Origin of the sequence: Longitalea luteola, assembly GCF_017356035.1 — a bacterium.
GTDB classification, from domain to species: Bacteria; Bacteroidota; Bacteroidia; order Chitinophagales; family Chitinophagaceae; genus Niastella; species Niastella luteola.
In genome coordinates this window covers 259,241-278,424 of sequence record NZ_JAFIQX010000002.1, presented here as the reverse complement: position 1 = coordinate 278,424, position 19,184 = coordinate 259,241, and the positions used below count along the sequence as shown (strand labels likewise).

Below are 19,184 nucleotides of genomic sequence, written 5' to 3'. Positions count from 1 at the left end.
TTAAGCCCCAGGAAAATGGGTGAAAATTATAACGATTTGTGAAAACTGGTTAGGAACCCCGTTGAGCCCGCCCGGCTACACGTGTTGATTTGGCGGCGCCTTTACTGTTGCTTTTCCCTTTTGTGGGAATGGGGGATTGTTTGCCTGTACTGGGGTTGCCTTTCTTTTTGTCTTTGTTCTTATTCGTGTTAAACAGTGACATAAATTCAATTTTAATCTGTAAAGTTACAAAAGCGGCACAAAATCGAATTCCGCATCCCGAAAGTTTCAATATAACGAATTGTTCTGCATAAACGTATCTGGCCACTGACCTGTGAATAATATTTGGGAATCTTTTATAAAATAAAAAAGTCACCCTGCAACAGGTGACTTTCCATTTTTTTCATGGCCACATCTTCTACTGATTCTTAAAATTACACCGAATGCTGCCGCAGCAATTCCTTTTTATACGCTATATACTAACATACGTTATTTCATAACCAGCTGTAATTCAAATGCTAATCAATTCAGCCCCGACAAATATTCGGCAACACGTCACAAATTTACAATAAATTTCTTAAAGGGCCGCGCTTGTCAGAATTTTATTCAGAAATAACCTAATTTTACAGAAAATTCATCGGAATGGATGTTAGTTTAGACAATACCGACCTGCAAATACTGGAGCGTATGCAGGCCAATGCGCGGATTTCAAATGCCGATCTGGCCCGCGAACTAAACATGGCTCCGTCTGCCGTGCTGGAACGGGTGAAAAAACTGGAACAGAAAAAAGTGATCCAGGGGTATACGACCCAGATCAATCCGGCCACCATTCAGCAAAAACTGCTGGCATTTATTTTTATCCGTTCATCGGAAGGTTTTACCTGCAGCAGTAACACCGCCCAGGCATTAGCGGCTATACCTGAGGTGCAGGAAGTACATCACATCGCTGGTGAGGATTGTTACCTCATTAAAGTTCGTACCACTGATTCTTCTTCGCTGATGGCACTGATGCGCAATCAGCTTCAAAAGATCCCTAACATAGCATCCACGAAGACAACCATCGTGCTGGAAACCGTGAAAGAGCAACAACAATTGGTGATTCCTAAAATTTAACAGTATGTCCATTGATGCAAAAAGAAGCGCTTCTCCTGTAATGGTCGTAATTGCCTTCGCCACGGTGTACCTGGTATGGGGCTCAACTTATTTTTTCATACAACGCGCCGTTGAACATTTTCCACCCTTTATCCTGGGCGCCATCCGCTTTATCATTGCAGGTGGATTATTACTTGCCTGGGGCGCCATAAGAGGCGAAAAATTGTTTAACTGGTCGCACATTAAACCGGCCCTCGTCAGCGGTTTTCTAATGTTATTTATTGGTAACGGTGCCGTAATATGGGCCGAACAATCACTTGCCAGCTCACTGGTAGCGGTACTCGTTTCCTCGGCGCCCATCTGGTTCGTAGTGCTCGACAAACCGAAATGGAAAGAGAATCTTACCAGCCGTGCCACTGTTATGGGCCTGATTGTTGGATTCATTGGCGTGATCTTATTGTTCAGCGAACAGGCTACCAAAGCAATGGGCGCAGGCAACGGCCACCAGGTCATTGGTTTGATCGTACTGATCATTGGCGCCATGAGCTGGGCCGGAGGTTCATTATATAGCAAGTACAAGTCAACATCTACCTCCGCTACGGTAAATACTTCGTGGCAAATGCTGGCGGCGGGATTGGCGTTTTTGCCGGGTAGCTTTATTAATAATGAATGGAGCTCATTTCAGTTACAGGAGGTTACTGCCAGCTCCTGGTTTTCGCTGATCTACCTGATAACTATGGGTTCGCTGGCAGGTTTTAGTGCTTATGTATGGTTGTTGCAGGTGCGCCCCGCTACACAGGTAAGCACCTATGCCTATGTGAACCCCGTAGTGGCCGTTCTATTAGGCGTTTTCTTTGCCGGGGAACACATGACCATTTTGCAAATAGCCGGACTGGCAGTGATCCTCTTAAGTGTATTGTTGATAAACCTCGCTAAATACCGGAAAGAACAAAAATCAGGAACGGACGCACCTTCCCCTTCCGTAAAAGATAAAATGGTGATGTCGTCGAGGCAAAAAACAGTGAACGCTTAACGCTCAATACCAAAAGGCGAAAATAAAGGGTTAGATACAGGTATTCAACCGGCGGTTCGGTCTTCTACAGGAAGCAGGACCTGCCGGTTTTCCGTTTAATGTAAATGTTAATTCCGCCCAGGCAATTCCCCGGCACAGGTGGTATAATTTGAAAATAATAGGGCTTATTACTATTTTTATCGCTGTACCATATATTATCTTTTTTAACATTCATCCAGTACTGTACCTTAATTAATCTCTGATCTATGAAAAAAGGAATAAAAATCTTCTGGTGGGTCTTTTTTAGCGGAGTGCTTGCAGGTGTTCTGCTTATTGTTTCTGCCAATATCGGATTGCTAGGCAAAATGCCTTCCATTAAGGAGTTATCAAATCCAACCGCGCTTATTGCCAGCCAGGTGTATGCCGAAGACGGCAGCCTTATTGGTAAATATCTTATCGAGGACCGTATCAATGTTGATTTTAACGAGATCAGTCCGGAGGTAATGAATGCGCTGGTGGCTACAGAGGACGAACGTTTTTTCAAACATAATGGCATCGACGGCCGGTCACTGATGCGTTCCCTGGCTTCCTTCGGAACCAGCGGCGGCGCCAGTACAATTACCATGCAAACGGCTAAAAACCTTTTTACCGAAGGATGGAGCACGCGCAACATTGTTCTTCGTATCATCCAGAAGGTAAAGGAAGCTATTATAGCGGTAAAGCTCGAACGCAATTTCTCAAAAGAAGAGATCATCACCCTGTATTTAAATACAGTGGCTTTCAGTGACAATGTGTATGGCATTAGGAATGCAGCCTATACCTTTTTTCAAAAAGCGCCAGGTGATCTTTCTACCTCCGAAGCGGCTGTGCTGGTAGGTATGTTGAAAGGCAACCAGCTGTATAATCCTCGCAAGTTTCCCGAAAGATCAAAAGAAAGAAGGAATGTAGTGTTACAGCAAATGGTTCGCAATGGCTACCTGGATCAGGCAAAAGCCAGCGCCCTGGGCAAAGAACCGATAAAACTCAATTATAGAAAACTGAATGAAAACACCGGGCTGGCGCCTTATTTCCGCGGCGTTTTGGGAGAAGAATTGAAAAAGTGGTGCAAAGAACATGAGAACCCTGCTACCGGCAAGCCTTATAACTTATATAAAGACGGCTTGAAAATATATACCACCATCAATCCGCGCATGCAGCAATATGCTGAGGAAGCAGTTGCCAAACACATCAGCAAGATGCAGAAAATACTGGTGGCGCAAAAGAATATCAAAAATGGCGCTGTGTGGAAAGAGCATGAAAATGTGCTGGAAGCAGCCATGAAGCAAAGCGATCGCTGGAAGAACATGAAAAAAGAAGGCATTAGTGAAGATGAGATCCGCAAATCGTTTTTTGTAAAGACCGACATGAGCGTTTTTGCATGGAACGAAAAAAGGGAAATTGATACAGTGATGACGCCTTATGACAGTATTAAATATAGCCGGGCCATTCTACAGGCCGGTTTCATGGCAATGGACCCGCAAAGCGGCGCTGTCAAAGCGTGGGTAGGCGGCATCGATTTCAAAACATTCAAATTTGATCACGTAAATATTAACACCAAGCGCCAGGTTGGTAGTACCATCAAGCCGTTACTGTATGGGCTGGCTATCGAGAATGGCGGCTTCACCCCAAGCACTCCGGTTGAAGATGTACAGCAGAACTTTGAAGGATATGGTCCTGTGCCGGCCACAACCGCTTCCTGCTCCAATCAAACGGTGCCTATGGCCGAAGCACTCGCCCAATCACGCAACTGCGCCACGGCCTATATCATGAAACAATTAGGCAACAAAGGCAATGATGCAGCCGTACGGTTTGTTGAATTTTTGAAGAACGTGGGGGTTGAAACAGATATCGAACCGGTACCGGCCATTTGCCTGGGTAGCGGTGAAACATCGCTGTATGAAATGATGCATGCGTACAGCATGTTCCCATCCGGTGGTTTCTCGGTAAAACCGCTGTACATCACCCGCATCGAAGATAAAAACGGTAACACGCTGCAGTCGTTTACATCAGAACGTAAAGAAGTGATCAGCGCAGCTACTTCTTATAATGTTATTAACATGATGCAGGGCGTTATGAAATTCGGTACGGGCAGACGCGCTGCCAGCTACGGCATTAACACCGCGAATGTTGCCGGTAAAACCGGTACTACCAATGATAACAGTGATGCCTGGTTTATGGGTTACAGCCCGCAATTGCTGTGTGGCGTATGGACGGGTTGCGATGACCGTTTCATCCGTTTTAGCAGCACCGCTGTAGGCCAGGGTTCTTCCTTAGCCCTGCCCGTTTGGGCATATTTTTATGCAAGCTGTCTAAAAGATAAAACACTTGGGCTCGATAGCAAGATGGCTTTTGTAAAACCCGAAGGAGTGGTCACTGATTCACTACCCGACTGGACTAAAATGCGCCCGACCGGTCCGGAAGACAGTGTTGAAAACGTAGACGCTTCAAAAGCAAGTGAATACTAACCAATAATAAGATCACATAAGGAGGGCTGACTAAACATTTTTTAGTCGGCCCTTTTTCTTTTTACAGTTACTACCTTTATAAAAAACCACCAACGCGGATGAGCCTGACAGAGAAAATATTGTTTCTTTCATTCGGATTGCTGCTGATTATTTTCATTTCCGTTGGTTATTTAAATAAAGCGGATACGCTCAAACTGTTACGGGATCAATATGATGCGGCATTGGCAGGTGATGACAGGGAAGCCGCCATTGCAGCCGGGCAGGCTTACTACCGTTCTTTGCGCGGCGGCGAATTAACGCCTGAAGATGAAAGGATCATTCTTAAGGATGTGGCCCATTTACCTGAACCAGAGAACACAGCGGAAGACGGGCAATCGTAAGTATCCATACAGGTTATACCCATACTTAGGGAGTTGCGGGGCCAGGTAAGCCGTTCAGTTTCACGCCGCATCCGTTGTACGCATTGCCGTTGTATTTTAGTGCTACCTTGTATTCATACCAGTTATCGCTCATGCCGTCGCTGCAGAACTGTGGCGTAATGACTATTTGCATGGAATCATTTCCACGCAGTGTGTTGTAGATATATTGCCCGTTCTGTTGAACAGCCTCCACATAAGGGAATACGGTTGGCTGACTGCTATCTACCTGTAGAAAACTAATGTGTTTCTCTTTATCCATTTCCATCAGCCAGAACGGTTCATTACCCAGTGCAAAAAAATCAATGCCCTCCGCTTTCTTCTCCATCCAGGCGATATTATCAGCGCCAATGATTTTACGGCTGAGGTAACTGTTCTGGTACAGCGCTAACGGAGCGCCCGTCATACTTAATTCATTCAATCCTTTATTGGTTACTGCAAACTTTTTTGTAACCACATTATTTACCAGTAATTGCAGCTGATCGTTAGTGGTGAGCCAGCGGCCTTCCATTTCTACAGGCGCTTTATCTGTTCCATTAAATTCATCTTTCAGGTGAAAGCTATGGTCGGCTAAAAAAAGGATCTTACGGGCGATATCGCGGCAATCGGTACAGGGTATTGTACCAGTATAATAACCAGGAACGAAAGAAATAGGCGTATCCTGTTCATCTGTTTCAACGGTTGTGGTTGAAAACCCCGTGTCCGCTGGTGTTATGGTAATGGTAGGTGCGGGTATGCGTGCAGGTTCATTACAGGCTATAATAATCAGCATAAACAGGCCAAAACAGAATTTCATTGTCATTTATTTTTCCAGGGAACCCGCCATCATGCTATTCATAATTATATAGTTGCAAATAGCAGACGGTTTATACGGATAACGTTATGTCAACTATCCGTACAAAGAATGGGCCGTTGTTGAAAAAACGGAATTAATCTATAATAGTTTTTACAAGCTGATTAAATTGAAGAAGAGAGGATGGGTAGAATTTAAATATCGTTATTGTTTTAAAGTTTAAAGTAAGGGTACGGATCGTTGTAATTAGCCCTTCGGTAAATAAGGCCCATCCTGCTTAGCTTGCTTTGCCCTTGTGTTCCCAATACTCTTTAACAATTCTACCGTCTGACATCTGCCGGAGTCGTCGCGTAAATCGTTCGCCTTTAATTTGGCCGCTATCATCTTTACGGCCAAGCAGTAGTACAATGGCATCCCCCTCCTTATCGGTTTTAAATGCCAGATCGTAGTGATTGCAATGCGTTTCAATGAAAGAAGATGGTTGGTACTTCTTGCGTAAGATCTTTAAAACAGGTTCTTCCAGCTCCATAGTTTTGAATTTTAAACATGACCAAATGAGTTTTTAATTTTCATAGTTGGTGAGGGCCTGCTTCATTACCGTTATATAAGTAACCAATATGCGCGATGCATTAAATACGGTCAGTAGGAGTTGTTAGATTGTAATCACGTAGTTTGGGGAAGGTCTTAAAACAAAACTGCGCGGTCATTCTACAGGTAACAAAATCGCAGTTTTAATGGCTAAATATTAGGCTTTTTTAAAATTGTTAAAATAATAATGCCACTCTTGTCACAAGCAAAAAATGCACAGATTATGGTGGTACACTTAGAAAAACGTGGCATATGTTGTACATATAAGGGAGGGGATTTAGTGGATAAGGTGGGTAAATTACGATACACATAGAGGCCACTAAAAACGTATACTATTGAGGGCACGGAAAGGAATTGCTTTAAAAATTATAGCAGGTATGTTTTATAGATAAACGTAAGCGGATATCAACTGGTCTATTAAAGTTACAACTTTACTATTAAAAAAGCACGAGACCCCCCTGTTAAGTTTTAAGAGGGGGTTGGATTTTATCAAATATCAATTGCGGGCGTTGCTAATAATAGTATACTAATGCAGTTGCCATATCGTTTAATTTCAACTTTTGCCCATTACACCCGTTAAAAAATACGTACTTTAATCAACCATGGACTATCTGAAAAAGTATAAGAGCTTTTTGTACAGTTATTATTTAAGTTCCGGCGTGCGTATTACAGCAGGGGTGATCTTACCCGCCGTCATTTTCAGTTTTTTCGATATGCTGGCATATGGCGTGGCGGTATCGCTGGGCGCCATGTGCGTAAGCGGCACTGATAATCCCGGTCCTATTCACCACCGGCGCAATGGTATGCTTGTATGTTTATTGTTTTTAGTGGTGGTAGCATCGTTAACCAGTTTAACCGCCTCCTACCCTGTTTTGCTGGGCATTCTCATCACCGTTTTCTGTTTTGTTTTCTCGATGATCGGGGTGTATGGCAGCCGCGCCATTTCCATTGGGGTATCAGCGCTGCTGATCATGGTTTTGCAGATCGGCCATCCGGGCCAGGGTAAGGAAGTGCTCATTCAGGCAGCCTACATTTTATTAGGCGGTTTATGGTATACCGGTTTAAGTTTACTGCTCCACAAGTTTGCCCCTTATCGCCTCGCGCAACAGGCCCTGGGAGAATGCATTGCAGCCACAGCCAACTACATCCGCATCCGCGCACTGTTTTATGATACCAGCTCCGACTTCAATAAAGCTTACCGGCAAATGATAGAACAGCAGGTGATCGTTCACCAGGAGCAGGAACTGGTGCGCGAACTGTTGTTTAAAAGCCGGTATATCGTAAAGGAATCTACCAACACCGGCCGTACCCTGCTGTTCCTTTTCCGAAGCCTGGTTGATCTCTTCGAAAAGATCATAACCACCTATCACGACGATTATAAGGAGCTGCATGAGATGTTTGCCGATACCGAGATCATGAGCCGCTACCGGGAGCTTATTATGCTGCTGGCAGCCGAGCTGGATGATATCAGCATTGCCGTAAAAAGCGGCCGCCGGTCGCGGGAAACCAATACGCTGGCCAACGCCATCAAGGAAACCCGCCGGTATTATATTGAAATGCGGAATAAGAAAAGAACCCCCGAGACCCTGGAATACTTCATTGCTCTGCGGAATATCCTGAGCAATATTGAAGACATAGCCAACCGCATCCATAGTTTACATTTATACACTTCATACCGGCAAAAGGTCACCACCATTTCTGAATCTGATGACTTTGACAGGTTTGTACAGCGGCAGGACTTCAGCTTCAAGGTGCTTACCGATAACCTGAGCCTCCAATCCAACTACTTCAGGCATTCGCTGCGGGTGAGCCTGGCCACCCTGGCGGGCTATATTATTTCACAATACCTGCAGGTGGGCCATAACTACTGGATATTGCTCACTATAATTGTGATCCTGAAACCCAACTACAGCCTCACTAAAAAAAGGAACTTCGAAAGGTTGTTCGGGACCATAGCCGGCGCCGTTGCCGGACTGATCATTCTATATTTTATTAAAGACAAGACGGTGCTTTTTGTGATCATGTTGTTGCTGGCATTAGGTACCTACAGCCTGCTGCGCACCAACTATATGCTCAGCGTTATTTTCATGACGCCGTATGTGCTGCTGATCTTTCAATTGTTATACAATACACCCCTCAAGAATGTGCTTACCGACCGCCTCATCGATACCAGTATTGGCTCGGCTATTGCTTTTATAGCCAATTTGTTGCTGGTTCCTGTCTGGGAGCACGAACAGATCTCCGGCTATATTGCCACCGCCATTGAAAAGAATACCGCCTGGTTTAAAACCGTTGTCACCCATTTTATGGGGAAACCGGTGTTGCCTACAGAATACCGGGTAAGCCGCAAAGACGCATTTGTGGCCCTCGGTAATTTATCTGATGCCTTCACCCGCATGCTGGCAGAACCCAAATGGCAACAAAAGAATCTGACCTTGATTCACCAGTTTGTGGTGTATAACCACCTGCTTACTTCCCATATAGCCACCCTCTCACATTTCGGGCAACAATTTGCAGCCATCAATGCCACAAAAGATTTTATACCGGTGATCAATTACATTGAAACGGAATTGTGTGCAGCCAAAGCCATTATAAACGGTGAAGAAGCTCCTGCGGAATCGGCCCGGCCGGCGAACTGGCAGCAGATCGATAAAAGAGTGACCACTTTAATGTTAAACCGCCAGAAAGAATTGCAACAGGGTTTAACCGACACCGACACCCGCCATTTGCTGCTGCAGGTGAAATCAGTCACTGACGAATTCAGGATCATTCACGACGTCACTACCGATATAAAAAAGTCAAGCTTACAATTAAAGGAAGCGACCAGCTAAAACCAACGGCCTTTGCATGAGTTGTCAATCTCTTTTCCCCATTACATTCCATTACGGCTTTTCACCGGTTCAACCCCTGTATCAACAATTCATCAGTTGAAATCCACATTTTACTTTGTCAAAAGTATATATTTGATGATTCATTACTTATTGTGCTACGATCAACCCTTGGTTTTATCTTTTTGTGCCTGATTAGCCTGGTATGCCTGTCGCAGGAGGAAAGGCAATATGCCTTTGCACATTACAGTACCGATAAAGGCCTGGCGGGGCATGAAGTAAAATCCATTGTACAGGACAAAGCCGGTTATCTCTGGCTGGGCACTGCTACCGGCCTGCAGCGGTTTGACGGCACCCGCTTTATTACTTATTATCATCGCACGAACGATCCAACCAGTATTCCGGAGAATCACATCAACCAGCTTTTCCTCGATAAAAAGCACAATTTATGGCTACTCACCGTTTCCGGACAGGTAGGTATTTTCGATACCAAACATTTCCGGTTTAAGCCCGTAGCTGTTCAACCCAATAAAAAAAGTTCCCTTTTTACCGATAAAAAGTTCTACACAGACAGCCGGGGTAATCTGTATCTGCTCTGTTTCAGAAGTGAATTGCTGGTTTATAATGAAAAGGAAAACCGGTTCGTTCCCACCTCGCAGCTCTTACCGCTTCCACCCAAATGGCCCATCATTTCCTTTTGTGAAGAAGCCGGCACCGGCAAATATATTATTGGCACCGATTCAGGGCTGGTAGTTTATAACAGCCATACCAGCAAGCTCAGTTACAAAGATCATAATACGGAGCAGGAACCGTTGATAAAAGAATTGGGGCATGTGGGCTATGTGGCGCCCCTGCTGCTGGATTCAAAACACCGGCTTTGGTTCATAAGCTGGCATCCGAATGTGGGCACCCCCTCTATGTATTGTTATGATCTGTATCACGATACCATTGTGCTGAAGAAGTACAGCTTTCTTCCTTTAGTAAAAGAGTATCATGAGCCTGGTGGAATGATAGAGCAGAAAAGCGGCACCATCTGGATCAGGGGTACTAACCTTTTTGCCAGTTTCCTGGAAAAAGAAAAGAAATTCCAGCTGGTGCATAACGGGTATGTAAACGACCAAAGCATCGCCTATGAAATGGTGCATGACCTGAAAGAGGACCGGGAAAAGAATCTGTGGGTGGCTACGAGTAACAATGGGTTATACCAGTTCAATCCATCCCGGGAATATTTTTTAAATGTACGCCACATCAACCGCACGAAAAATAAACCTGGTGAAGGTTCTGTGCTCAGTTTCATGCCCGATCAGAATGGTACGGTGCTGATGGGCGCCTGGGGCAATGGTATTTACCGGTACGATTCTTCCTTTGCCAATGTACCGTTGAACATAAAAGGTATTAATGAAAACAATTCCCTCGTGGTTTGGACCATGGTGCAGGGGAACGATGGCCGCACGGTGTGGATGGGTACGCAGCCAGGAGGTTTGTACAAATATGACCGTATTACAAAAACGGCTACCTATTATGAAGTGCCTGCACTTGAAAAATCAACGGTCAGGCAAATTGCAGAAGACAGGAACGGGAACTTATGGATCGGTACGCATACCCGGGGGTTGTATAAATATACCAAAAAAGAAGCCGCTTATAATTTCAGCAGGAATGTTGAAAAATGTCAGGCGGTAGATGCCCGAACCATCAATGCACTTTGTTTTGATAAAGCCGGCAACCTGCTGGTGGCCACCAGCTCAAACGGCGTTTATGTCGTTGATGCCAACACCAACCAGACGCTGCATCATTTTACTACAGATGGACCGGCCAATCAACGGTTACAACATCTGGACGCTACGGCCATTTGTATTTATAGTGATACGGCTATCATTATTGGCGCTGGCGGCATCAACGTGTATAATCCCCAACAGCAAACCATTCAACCGATCCGCATCCCTTCCAGTTTGCCCAACGATGTAGCCGCCATTGAAAAGGACCGGAACGGCTATTTATGGATAACGCAAAGTACCGGGCTCTTCCGGTTATCGCCGAATAAGAAAAATATTTTCATCGTATTTGACCGGGTCGATGGTATCATGAACGATCAATTTGTTGTGGGTGCTTCAACCGGTTTACCCGACGGGCGGCTTTTATTTGGAAGTAAGAACCAGTTTATCGTTTTCGATCCCCACAAAATCGACCTGGTCGATTCATTGCCCAATGTAGCTATCGCCGGTTTCAAAGTGCATAATCAATCGCTGCTGGTTGATTCGCTGCTAAGCTTGAAGCTGATAGAACTGGCGCCTCATCAGAACGGCATAACCATTGAGCTGGCATCACTGGTGTTTCAGCCTACGTCCATTATTAAATACAAACTGGAAGGAATTGATAAGAACTGGAAGCGGGCCGATGTATTAAGCCAGGCTGTGTATCCGTATTTGCCGCCAGGAACGTATACTTTCCTGGCGCAATCTGAAAACAGCGAAGGCGTGGGAAACAATATCACGCGGCTTACGATAAAAATAAAACCACATTACTGGCAAACCTGGTGGTTCTTCGGTTTGATCGTTTTTGTGTGCCTCGGCATTTTTCTTTGGTTCGATAAATTGCGCCTGCAAAGAATAAAAGCTACTGAAAGTGTGCGTAACCGAATTGCTGCCAGCCTTACTGAAGATATGAGCAACTCGCTCAGCAGTATCAATATCACCAGCGAGCTGGCTAAAAGAAAAATAGATTCCGATACCGAACGTACCAGGGAATACATTGATCAGATCAGTGACAGCAGTAACCGTATGGTGCAGGCCATGTACGATATGGTGTGGAGCATCAATCCTGAAAACGATACGCTGCAACATACGGTTGACCGCATGAAGGCCTACGCCGCAGAAATGGAAACTATGTATTCCCCGTCCATCATCTTTCAGGTGGATGAGCAGGCCAAAGAGCTGCGCCTGACCATGGAAAACCGGTATGAAATGCTGAGCATTTATAAAGAAGCGGTGTACAATGCCGCCCGCCATGCACAGGCGAAATATATTGAGGTGAGTCTGCAATACAAGAGCCCTTCGCTTATCTTATGTGTTCGCGACGATGGAAGAGGATTTAATGTTGAACTGGTTGAATTGTCGCGCGGCTTAAGCGAAATGCGCCGCCGGGCCGGCACAATAAATGCCAAACTAACGCTGAAATCAGAAATCAACACCGGAACAACAGTGAGGCTTGTTATTGATCAGTAAGCAGTGCTACTCATTCGGGAATGCTTACCGTTTTGTATTCCATTAGCAAATTAACACATCAGCCAATCAGCACATTCGTCAATTAGCACATTGACTATTTCCCCATCCATTTTTTGAAATCAGTGACCTTTTCCCGGCTAACGATGGCTTCTTTATCCACGGCAGGTTTCAGATTCAGCAACAGGCGGTTGCCGAAATAATCGTGTATCTGGTCAATGCAGTTTACCGAAACATAAAATGCGCGGCTGATGCGGAAAAATTGGTTCGGATCAAGCATGTCTTCGAGGTCGTCCATGGTATAATCCACCACGAATTTGCGGTTGTCGTTTGTTTTGAAGAAGTTCAGCCGGCCATCGCTGTAGAAATAGGCGATCTCTTCTACATCAACACTTACTAATTTCTGGGCATGTTTAACCAGAAAGCGTTTGCGGTATTCTTTCGGTTGCAGCTTTTGCTGCAGTTCTTTTACCAGGTTATCAACATTCAGGGATGGCGTGTTTACCTCACTGCTGTAGAGCGATCTTAAGTTCTTCCATTTTTCCAGTGCGCCCTGCAGGTCTTCTTTCTGAATGGGCTTCAATAAATAATCTATGCTGTTCACTTTGAACGCCTTTAGGGCGTATTCATCGTAGGAGGTGGTAAAGATAACAGTGCTTTTAACTTCCACTTTATCGAAGATCTCAAAGCTTTGGCCGTCGGCCAGTTCAATATCCATGAGTATAAGGTCGGGCGTGGGGTTTGCCTGTAACCAGCTTACTGAGCTTCTGATACTGTCTGCGACCCCTACAACTTCTGCCGTTGCGTCAACACTGGCCAGGGTTTTCTGCAGCTTTTTCACCGCCAGTTCTTCATCTTCAATAATTAATACTTTCATGGAGTCCGTGGTTTTAGTTGAATATCCTGCAAATTACAAATAGCAGTTTGCATTCGCGGGCTGGCAGACATGAATTGCCGAATTGGAGGATGAATTGAGGCTAAAGGCACAAGGCTGAAGGCGGAAGGCAGAAGTCTAAAGGCGGAAGGCTAATGGCTAAAAGCAAAGCCTCGCGCGCGAAGCGCTACGTGGAAATAAGCGTTAAGCCTTAAGCGTTGAGCCTTAAGCTTATTTTGTTAAGCGTTGATCAGCGGCACAATGACGGCAAATTCCTTCCCATCGTCACGCACACTGATCTCTTCCTGTTTCATTAACCGGTATTTTTTAACGATGTTGCTCAATCCCACTTTGTTCGAGGTGACCATCCTGTCTTTCCGCTGCAGGTTATTACTTACGATCAGGCGGCCGCTGTTGGTGGTGAGTATGAGTATTTGCAAAGGTTTGTCCTTCAGGATCATATTATGTTTCACCGCATTTTCCACCAGCATTTGCAATGTCAGCGGTGGCAGCAAACAGGTTAAAAACCGATCTTCGATGGCCGTTTTCATATCCAGGCCATCGCCATAGCGCGTTTTCAACAAATGGAAATAGGAGTTTATAAAATCCATTTCGGCTTGCAGGGTAGTTAATCCGTCTTCATTGGTGCGCAACAGGTACCGGTATACCTTGCTCATTTCATCGAGGAACTTTTCGGCTTTAACCGGGTCATCGCTGATGAGTGAAGAAAGCGAATTAAGGCTGTTGAACAAAAAATGCGGGTTTACCTGCCCTTTCAATCCTTCCAGCTGGCTTTGCAGGTTTTCTTTTTTCAGCTGTTCTGCTTCATCTACCACTTCGCGCCAGCGCTCGAAAAAAGCAGCCCCTTCATTGAAACTGGTTGCCATGATATTACAAATGGCGCCCACGATCAGCGTCCAGGCATACTGGTTCAGGTTGATCTGGTAACCCATAAACCCGATATAATCGTAGACCCAGAAAATAATGCTCAGGCCGGTAGTCGTCAGTGCGATATGAATGCCCAGGCCGATGGCAATGCGTTTGAATGTCTGGCTGTATTTCGGAAATCGGTTGCGAAGCATCTCCGCTACCATACCGCAGCAGATATACACAAGGATCATAACACCCAGGGCGATGACAGTAGGGATCAGAAAATTCCTGACCGTTGTAAAATACTGGGTCCCAAATAAAACAACATTCAGTAATAGGGCAAAGGCTGGTAACAGGATCACCGCAATCACCCATTCCTTTCCCGAGTATGATAATGGTTTTATATCATCGGCATATGCCTCCATGCCCATCAGTTTGCGATTAAAGTACGACTGTTTTATACCCGCTTCAGGTAATTTGGCATCAATTGATGCATTTTTCGATGAAGTGTTTCCATCTGTGTGTCAATTGTGCTTTGCAGGTACAAATTACGGGAAATCGGGTAATGGGAAAACGCAGAACGCTTAATGATGAACGCTTAATGCAAAATCCAACACATAAATCGCAGCCATGGAACCCTGCAAGCCCGCCCAAAAGCTGATACAGGTAACCTGTACCCGGTAATTTGACAAAATGGCAAGGTGTGTACAGGAAACTCATCTAAGAGTTTGCCACTAAATCAAAATAAGTTTAATACAAATGCGGTGGAATTAGCCGCCGAAATAATTTGAAATGCTTTGCCCCCATAGCATCTTTGTGATGTTAACAGTTAACGCGTTCCAATTTCCTTGAAAGTTACCGGTCCGTCCTTTGAAAGCCAGTTTATCCAATAAATGTAAAGCCGTCCATTCCAAACCTATGAAACCCGTCCAAGTATCCTGATATTTGAAAGATCACTGTTTACCGAAGGATCCCTTAATTAAGTTATTACCCCGCTTTGTGCGGGGTTTTCTTTTTTGTGGACCACCGCATAAAACCATCTTGCTTTACGTAAATATGCTTATTTTTACTTATACCTTACGGTTGGGAGTAGTTTAGGTTCTCTGCCGATCAAAAAATGAACCGCGTTCTCCCAACCCGGCATCGCTGCTTCCCGCGCACCTTTTTTATGTATTGGTTAGGCCTCTAAACGTTGATCGTACCCGTGTTGTGATTTGCTAACATTTATTCAATCGCCAACTATTACATGAAACAAAAGTTAATGTGCATCCTGTTCATCGATGATGACGAACCAACCAACTTCTTAAATAAATTACTGGTTGAAGAATTGAATTGCGCCCATCGTGTTGAGGTAGTGACCAGTGGAAACGAAGCACTGGAGTATTTAACCGGTACCGGTTCTTTCAGCAACGGGAGAGAACACCCGCGGCCCGACCTGATCTTCCTGGATATTAACATGCCGGGTATGGATGGCTGGGAGTTCCTGCAGCATTATGAAAAGCTGCCGCCTAACCAGAAAGCGAATATTGTTATGGTAATGCTTACCACTTCCCTGAACCCGGACGATGAAAAAGCAGCCAGGGAAAATGCGGAGATAGCCGGTTTTGAAAATAAACCATTGGAACCCCAGGTGATAGAAAAAATACTAAGCCGGTTCTTCCCTGAATACTGTTAAGACCCGGTTCGATTGTTTGCTATGAAAGATCCCAATGAAATATTGCTTGAAAATGAAAAAGCATTCAAATCTCTATTTGAACATGCTACCATCAGCATTCTGGTAACCGACGAAAACGGAGATATTATCCTGGTAAATCCCAATGCTGAAAAGCTGTTTGGTTATACCAAGGAAGAACTGGCCGGCCGGTCTATTGAACTGTTAATTCCCGAGCCATTAAGAGATATTCACCGCCAATACCGCCAACAATACTTTAAAGCGCCCAAAGCCAGGCCCATGGGCCTGGGAAAAGACCTGTTTGCCCGCGATAAAAACGGGCGCACCTTCCCGGTAGAGATCAGCTTAGGCTATTACAAACTGGCCGATAAGAAAATGGCTGTTGCCTTTATCACCGATGTGAGTGAACGAAAAAAAGCGGAAGCCGTACTACGGTCGAGCGAGGAAACCACGCGGCTCATCATGAATTCGGCCCTCGATGCTATTGTATGTATAGATACCGAAGGGTGCATCACAGTATGGAACCCGCAAGCGGAAAAAACTTTTGGCTGGAAAGAAAGCGAAGTGAAAGGCCGCCGATTGTCGGAAACCATTATTCCACTGCAATACCGGGCTTTACATGAAGCGGGTTTGAAACGGTACTTATCCACAGGGCAGCATAACGTTTTAAACAAACTGATAGAAATTACAGCCCTGAACCGCCAGGGCAGGGAGTTTCCGGTTGAACTAACGATCATCCCGATGCGCCAGCAGGACAAAGATTTCTTTTGTGCCTTCATCCGGGATATTACCGAACGGCAGGAGGCGGAGCTGCGCCAAAAAGAATTTGCCGAAGACCTTAAACGAAAGAATATAGAGCTGGAACAATTTGCCTATGTGGCTTCACACGACCTGCAGGAGCCGCTGCGCACTGTTTCGGGTTTTGTAGAACTGCTGAAACGGCATTATAAAGACCACGCCGATGAAAATGTATCGAAGTATATTAATTATATAACCGATGCTTCAGACAGAATGCGGCGATTGGTGCAGGACCTGCTGGATTATTCGCGCCTGGGCCGTGAACGTATCCTGGAACCGATCGATTGCAACCTGGTGGTGCAGGAAGTACTGAGTGACCTTACCATCGCTATTCAGGAAAGCCATGCCGTTATTCATGTTGACACACTTCCGGTCGTTTCAGGTTATGCCACGGAAATGAAACAGCTTTTCCAGAACCTGATCAGCAACTCTATTAAATTCAGAAAACCGGGTGAACCCGCGGTTATCAAAATAGCGGCAACACCAAAAGACGATCACTGGCAATTCATGGTAAGTGACAATGGCATTGGCATCGAGGAAAAATACTACGACCGCATTTTTGTGATCTTTCAACGCTTACATACTAAAAACGAATACGAAGGCACCGGCATCGGACTGGCGCATTGTAAAAAGATAACCGAACTGCATAATGGAAGAATATGGGTTGAATCGGTTCCCGGCGAGGGCAGCACCTTTCATTTTACGATCAGGAAACGGAGTACAGACAGGTGGGATAAGGCTGGTCTGGGTAGTAAAAGTGATTAACCGGCAGCTTGCACGCCTGGATCACGGTCTTCTATCCTGTTTATTTCTTTAATTCAGCAATTACGTGTTTGATAAGCTCCGGCTCATAGCCTTTCTGTAACAAAAAATCGGTGGTTTTACCCATTTTTACAAACCCGTTCACTCCTTCGCCTGTCACTGAGTTCCATTTTTGTTCGGCCAGTTTGCGCAGGGTTCTCTTATAATCGGCCTCATCAATTTCTTTCAGGGCCCTGTTGATGCAATACGTACTTACCTGCTTTTGTTTCAGGGCATGGATGATCTTCACCCGCCCCCATTGCTTCATACGGAATTTGCCACCCGCAAATTGAATGGCAAAACGCTCTTCATTCAGGTAATCCTCTTCTATCAACTGCGCCAGCGATTCTTCCACCATCTGCTTCCGCAAGCCGAAAGAATACAGTTTCTCTTTCGCCTCTGCATGGCTTCGTTCCTGGTAGGCACAATAATGCCGCAGTTTTTGTAATGCCTGTTCCTTCGTTAATTGTTGCTTTCGCTCAAACATCGTCAATGGTCAATGGTGAATGGTCAATCGAAAAGTTACCGGTTGCCAGTTTCCGGTTTCCGGGATCTTATTGAAGGCTGACTTCATTTTGTCTTCCCTGGAAACCGGTAACCCCGCAACTGTAACCGTAGCATGTAACTTATGAACTATAAGACTACTCCTCTATTCTATCCAGACAACCATATTCATTTTTCAAAAGGTCATCATAGAAGTCGGCCTTTTTGAACAGGTTGTCGAACACTTTTACGCCACCTTCCTTAGTGATATCAAGATCGTACATAATGCACGACAGCACAATATTCTGGTTCTGGCAGCTCAATACCAGGTTGTTGGTACGATAGTTTTCCTGCAAAAGGAACTGGTAAAGCGGTTTTATTTTGAGTGCATCCTGGGGCAGCTGGCACAAATAGGCATCGCCTACCACAAAGAAATTTTCGGCATTGTAAGTGATCTTGATCTTGGCACTGCCTTCCCGCACTTCCCAGCGGTTCACCCCATCGCGGGCCAGCTTGATGTCTTTGCCCAGCTCTTTTAAAATATCTTCAATTGTTTTGGCAACACCTGTGGGCACCACCTCCTGTTCGGGCATTTTTGGCAATTTGACCTCGGTGCCGCAGGCGGGGCAATACTTCTCTGAATCGATATTCTCGGGTAATACCAGGTAATCGCAACTGTGGCAACGCGTACTGCTGATGCCTCTATGCGGTGCATACAACTGCAGCGCCTGTCGCAGGTAATTTACCGGTAAGGCAAAGCCCAGATTATCGCCACCCTGGATCTTGAACGAATTCACCCCAATCACTTCGCCACTGGTGTTTACGAGCGGACCTCCACTGTTCCCGGGGTTGATAGCAGCATCTATCTGAATGAACTTTAAGCCGTCGCGAATGCGGTCTACCTTTGAAATTACCCCCTGGGTGGCTGAATAATTAAACCCGTAAGGGTGACCGATGGCCACTACTTCATCGCCGTCTTTGAGCGCTTCATAGGTGCCGAGTCGGATGGCAGGTATCTCTACATTGGCCGGACTTTGTAAAAAAGCCAGGTCGTGTTTGCGATCGGTATACCATACACGCGCTAAAGTTTTGTCGAACGATTTTCCGGCAATTGTTACTTCTGCATTGTCCTGCACCACGTGATCATTGGTTACGATCACATCATATTCCTTTACATAAAAGCCGGTACCGGTACCGGTTTGTGTGGCTATTTGAATGATGGCGGGATGAAACTGCCCGATGATATCCTGAACCAT

Annotated in this window: 15 protein-coding genes; 8 read left to right on the top strand and 7 right to left on the bottom strand. The window is 45.3% G+C overall.

Annotated features, from left to right (window positions below; translation table 11 throughout):
* Positions 1 to 49: 49 nt before the first annotated feature.
* Positions 50 to 202 (bottom strand): hypothetical protein, encoded by a 153-nt coding sequence (locus JUB15_RS05285; protein ID WP_207511288.1) that lies wholly within the window; start codon positions 200 to 202, stop codon positions 50 to 52.
* Positions 203 to 621: 419 nt separating this feature from the next.
* Here JUB15_RS05285 and JUB15_RS05280 point away from each other — a divergent pair, with 419 nt between their 5' ends.
* The 4 genes from JUB15_RS05280 (at position 622) to JUB15_RS05265 (ending at position 4,967) form a co-directional block, all read left to right on the top strand.
* On the top strand, positions 622 to 1,092 hold the full coding sequence (locus JUB15_RS05280) for an Lrp/AsnC family transcriptional regulator (RefSeq protein ID WP_207511287.1): 471 nt from the start codon (positions 622 to 624) through the stop codon (positions 1,090 to 1,092).
* A gap of 4 nt (positions 1,093 to 1,096) precedes the next feature.
* Positions 1,097 to 2,104 (top strand): EamA family transporter, encoded by a 1,008-nt coding sequence (locus JUB15_RS05275; RefSeq protein WP_207511286.1) that lies wholly within the window; start codon positions 1,097 to 1,099, stop codon positions 2,102 to 2,104.
* Between the two features lie 245 nt (positions 2,105 to 2,349).
* Entirely contained in the window at positions 2,350 to 4,587 is a 2,238-nt protein-coding gene (locus JUB15_RS05270) for a penicillin-binding protein 1A (protein WP_207511285.1), read from the top strand.
* 98 nt (positions 4,588 to 4,685) lie between these two features.
* Positions 4,686 to 4,967 carry a hypothetical protein gene (locus JUB15_RS05265; RefSeq protein WP_207511284.1) on the top strand — a complete coding sequence of 94 codons (282 nt, stop codon included), beginning with the start codon at positions 4,686 to 4,688 and terminating at the stop codon, positions 4,965 to 4,967.
* 25 nt (positions 4,968 to 4,992) lie between these two features.
* On the opposite strand, the gene JUB15_RS05260 is transcribed toward JUB15_RS05265, so the two are convergent.
* Positions 4,993 to 5,799 (bottom strand): copper resistance protein NlpE N-terminal domain-containing protein, encoded by an 807-nt coding sequence (locus tag JUB15_RS05260; RefSeq protein ID WP_207511283.1) that lies wholly within the window; start codon positions 5,797 to 5,799, stop codon positions 4,993 to 4,995.
* Positions 5,800 to 6,073: 274 nt separating this feature from the next.
* Entirely contained in the window at positions 6,074 to 6,325 is a 252-nt protein-coding gene (locus JUB15_RS05255; RefSeq protein WP_207511282.1) for a hypothetical protein, read from the bottom strand.
* 661 nt (positions 6,326 to 6,986) lie between these two features.
* Between JUB15_RS05255 and JUB15_RS05250 the strand changes: the two genes are divergently transcribed.
* Together JUB15_RS05250 and JUB15_RS05245 are read left to right on the top strand one after the other, a co-directional pair.
* The gene (locus tag JUB15_RS05250) at positions 6,987 to 9,215 is read left to right on the top strand and encodes an FUSC family protein (RefSeq protein WP_207511281.1); all 2,229 of its coding nucleotides are present in this window, start codon (positions 6,987 to 6,989) and stop codon (positions 9,213 to 9,215) included.
* Positions 9,216 to 9,397: 182 nt separating this feature from the next.
* On the top strand, positions 9,398 to 12,433 hold the full coding sequence (locus JUB15_RS05245; RefSeq protein WP_207511280.1) for a sensor histidine kinase: 3,036 nt from the start codon (positions 9,398 to 9,400) through the stop codon (positions 12,431 to 12,433).
* Between the two features lie 94 nt (positions 12,434 to 12,527).
* On the opposite strand, the gene JUB15_RS05240 is transcribed toward JUB15_RS05245, so the two are convergent.
* Positions 12,528 to 13,307, bottom strand: coding sequence for a LytR/AlgR family response regulator transcription factor (locus tag JUB15_RS05240; RefSeq protein WP_207511279.1), 780 nt, complete (start codon positions 13,305 to 13,307; stop codon positions 12,528 to 12,530).
* Positions 13,308 to 13,543: 236 nt separating this feature from the next.
* The gene (locus JUB15_RS05235) at positions 13,544 to 14,599 is read right to left on the bottom strand and encodes a sensor histidine kinase (protein ID WP_207511278.1); all 1,056 of its coding nucleotides are present in this window, start codon (positions 14,597 to 14,599) and stop codon (positions 13,544 to 13,546) included.
* An 821-nt stretch (positions 14,600 to 15,420) separates the two neighbouring features.
* On the opposite strand from JUB15_RS05235, the gene JUB15_RS05230 reads away from it, so the two are divergent.
* Both JUB15_RS05230 and JUB15_RS05225 read left to right on the top strand, forming a co-directional pair.
* Positions 15,421 to 15,849, top strand: a complete 429-nt coding sequence (locus JUB15_RS05230; RefSeq protein ID WP_207511277.1) for a response regulator — start codon at positions 15,421 to 15,423, stop codon at positions 15,847 to 15,849.
* A 21-nt stretch (positions 15,850 to 15,870) separates the two neighbouring features.
* Positions 15,871 to 17,409, top strand: a complete 1,539-nt coding sequence (locus JUB15_RS05225) for a sensor histidine kinase (RefSeq protein ID WP_207511276.1) — start codon at positions 15,871 to 15,873, stop codon at positions 17,407 to 17,409.
* Positions 17,410 to 17,449: 40 nt separating this feature from the next.
* On the opposite strand, the gene JUB15_RS05220 is transcribed toward JUB15_RS05225, so the two are convergent.
* Together JUB15_RS05220 and JUB15_RS05215 are read right to left on the bottom strand one after the other, a co-directional pair.
* A complete protein-coding gene (locus JUB15_RS05220; RefSeq protein ID WP_207511275.1) occupies positions 17,450 to 17,932 on the bottom strand; it encodes a regulatory protein RecX in 483 nt (160 codons plus the stop codon).
* 154 nt (positions 17,933 to 18,086) lie between these two features.
* On the bottom strand, positions 18,087 to 19,184 hold the full coding sequence (locus JUB15_RS05215; protein ID WP_207511274.1) for a trypsin-like peptidase domain-containing protein: 1,098 nt from the start codon (positions 19,182 to 19,184) through the stop codon (positions 18,087 to 18,089).

Excerpts from the sequence above, each read along its gene's own strand:
- JUB15_RS05285 (WP_207511288.1), bottom strand. The coding sequence starts at position 202 with ATGTCACTGTTTAACACGAATAAGAACAAAGACAAAAAGAAAGGCAAC.
- JUB15_RS05280 (WP_207511287.1), top strand. The coding sequence starts at position 622 with ATGGATGTTAGTTTAGACAATACCGACCTGCAAATACTGGAGCGTATG.
- JUB15_RS05275 (WP_207511286.1), top strand. The coding sequence starts at position 1,097 with ATGTCCATTGATGCAAAAAGAAGCGCTTCTCCTGTAATGGTCGTAATT.
- JUB15_RS05270 (WP_207511285.1), top strand. The coding sequence starts at position 2,350 with ATGAAAAAAGGAATAAAAATCTTCTGGTGGGTCTTTTTTAGCGGAGTG.
- JUB15_RS05265 (WP_207511284.1), top strand. The coding sequence starts at position 4,686 with ATGAGCCTGACAGAGAAAATATTGTTTCTTTCATTCGGATTGCTGCTG.
- JUB15_RS05260 (WP_207511283.1), bottom strand. The coding sequence starts at position 5,799 with ATGAAATTCTGTTTTGGCCTGTTTATGCTGATTATTATAGCCTGTAAT.
- JUB15_RS05255 (WP_207511282.1), bottom strand. The coding sequence starts at position 6,325 with ATGGAGCTGGAAGAACCTGTTTTAAAGATCTTACGCAAGAAGTACCAA.
- JUB15_RS05250 (WP_207511281.1), top strand. The coding sequence starts at position 6,987 with ATGGACTATCTGAAAAAGTATAAGAGCTTTTTGTACAGTTATTATTTA.
- JUB15_RS05240 (WP_207511279.1), bottom strand. The coding sequence starts at position 13,307 with ATGAAAGTATTAATTATTGAAGATGAAGAACTGGCGGTGAAAAAGCTG.
- JUB15_RS05235 (WP_207511278.1), bottom strand. The coding sequence starts at position 14,599 with ATGGAGGCATATGCCGATGATATAAAACCATTATCATACTCGGGAAAG.
- JUB15_RS05230 (WP_207511277.1), top strand. The coding sequence starts at position 15,421 with ATGAAACAAAAGTTAATGTGCATCCTGTTCATCGATGATGACGAACCA.
- JUB15_RS05225 (WP_207511276.1), top strand. The coding sequence starts at position 15,871 with ATGAAAGATCCCAATGAAATATTGCTTGAAAATGAAAAAGCATTCAAA.
- JUB15_RS05220 (WP_207511275.1), bottom strand. The coding sequence starts at position 17,932 with ATGTTTGAGCGAAAGCAACAATTAACGAAGGAACAGGCATTACAAAAA.
- JUB15_RS05215 (WP_207511274.1), bottom strand. The coding sequence starts at position 19,184 with ATGGTTCAGGATATCATCGGGCAGTTTCATCCCGCCATCATTCAAATA.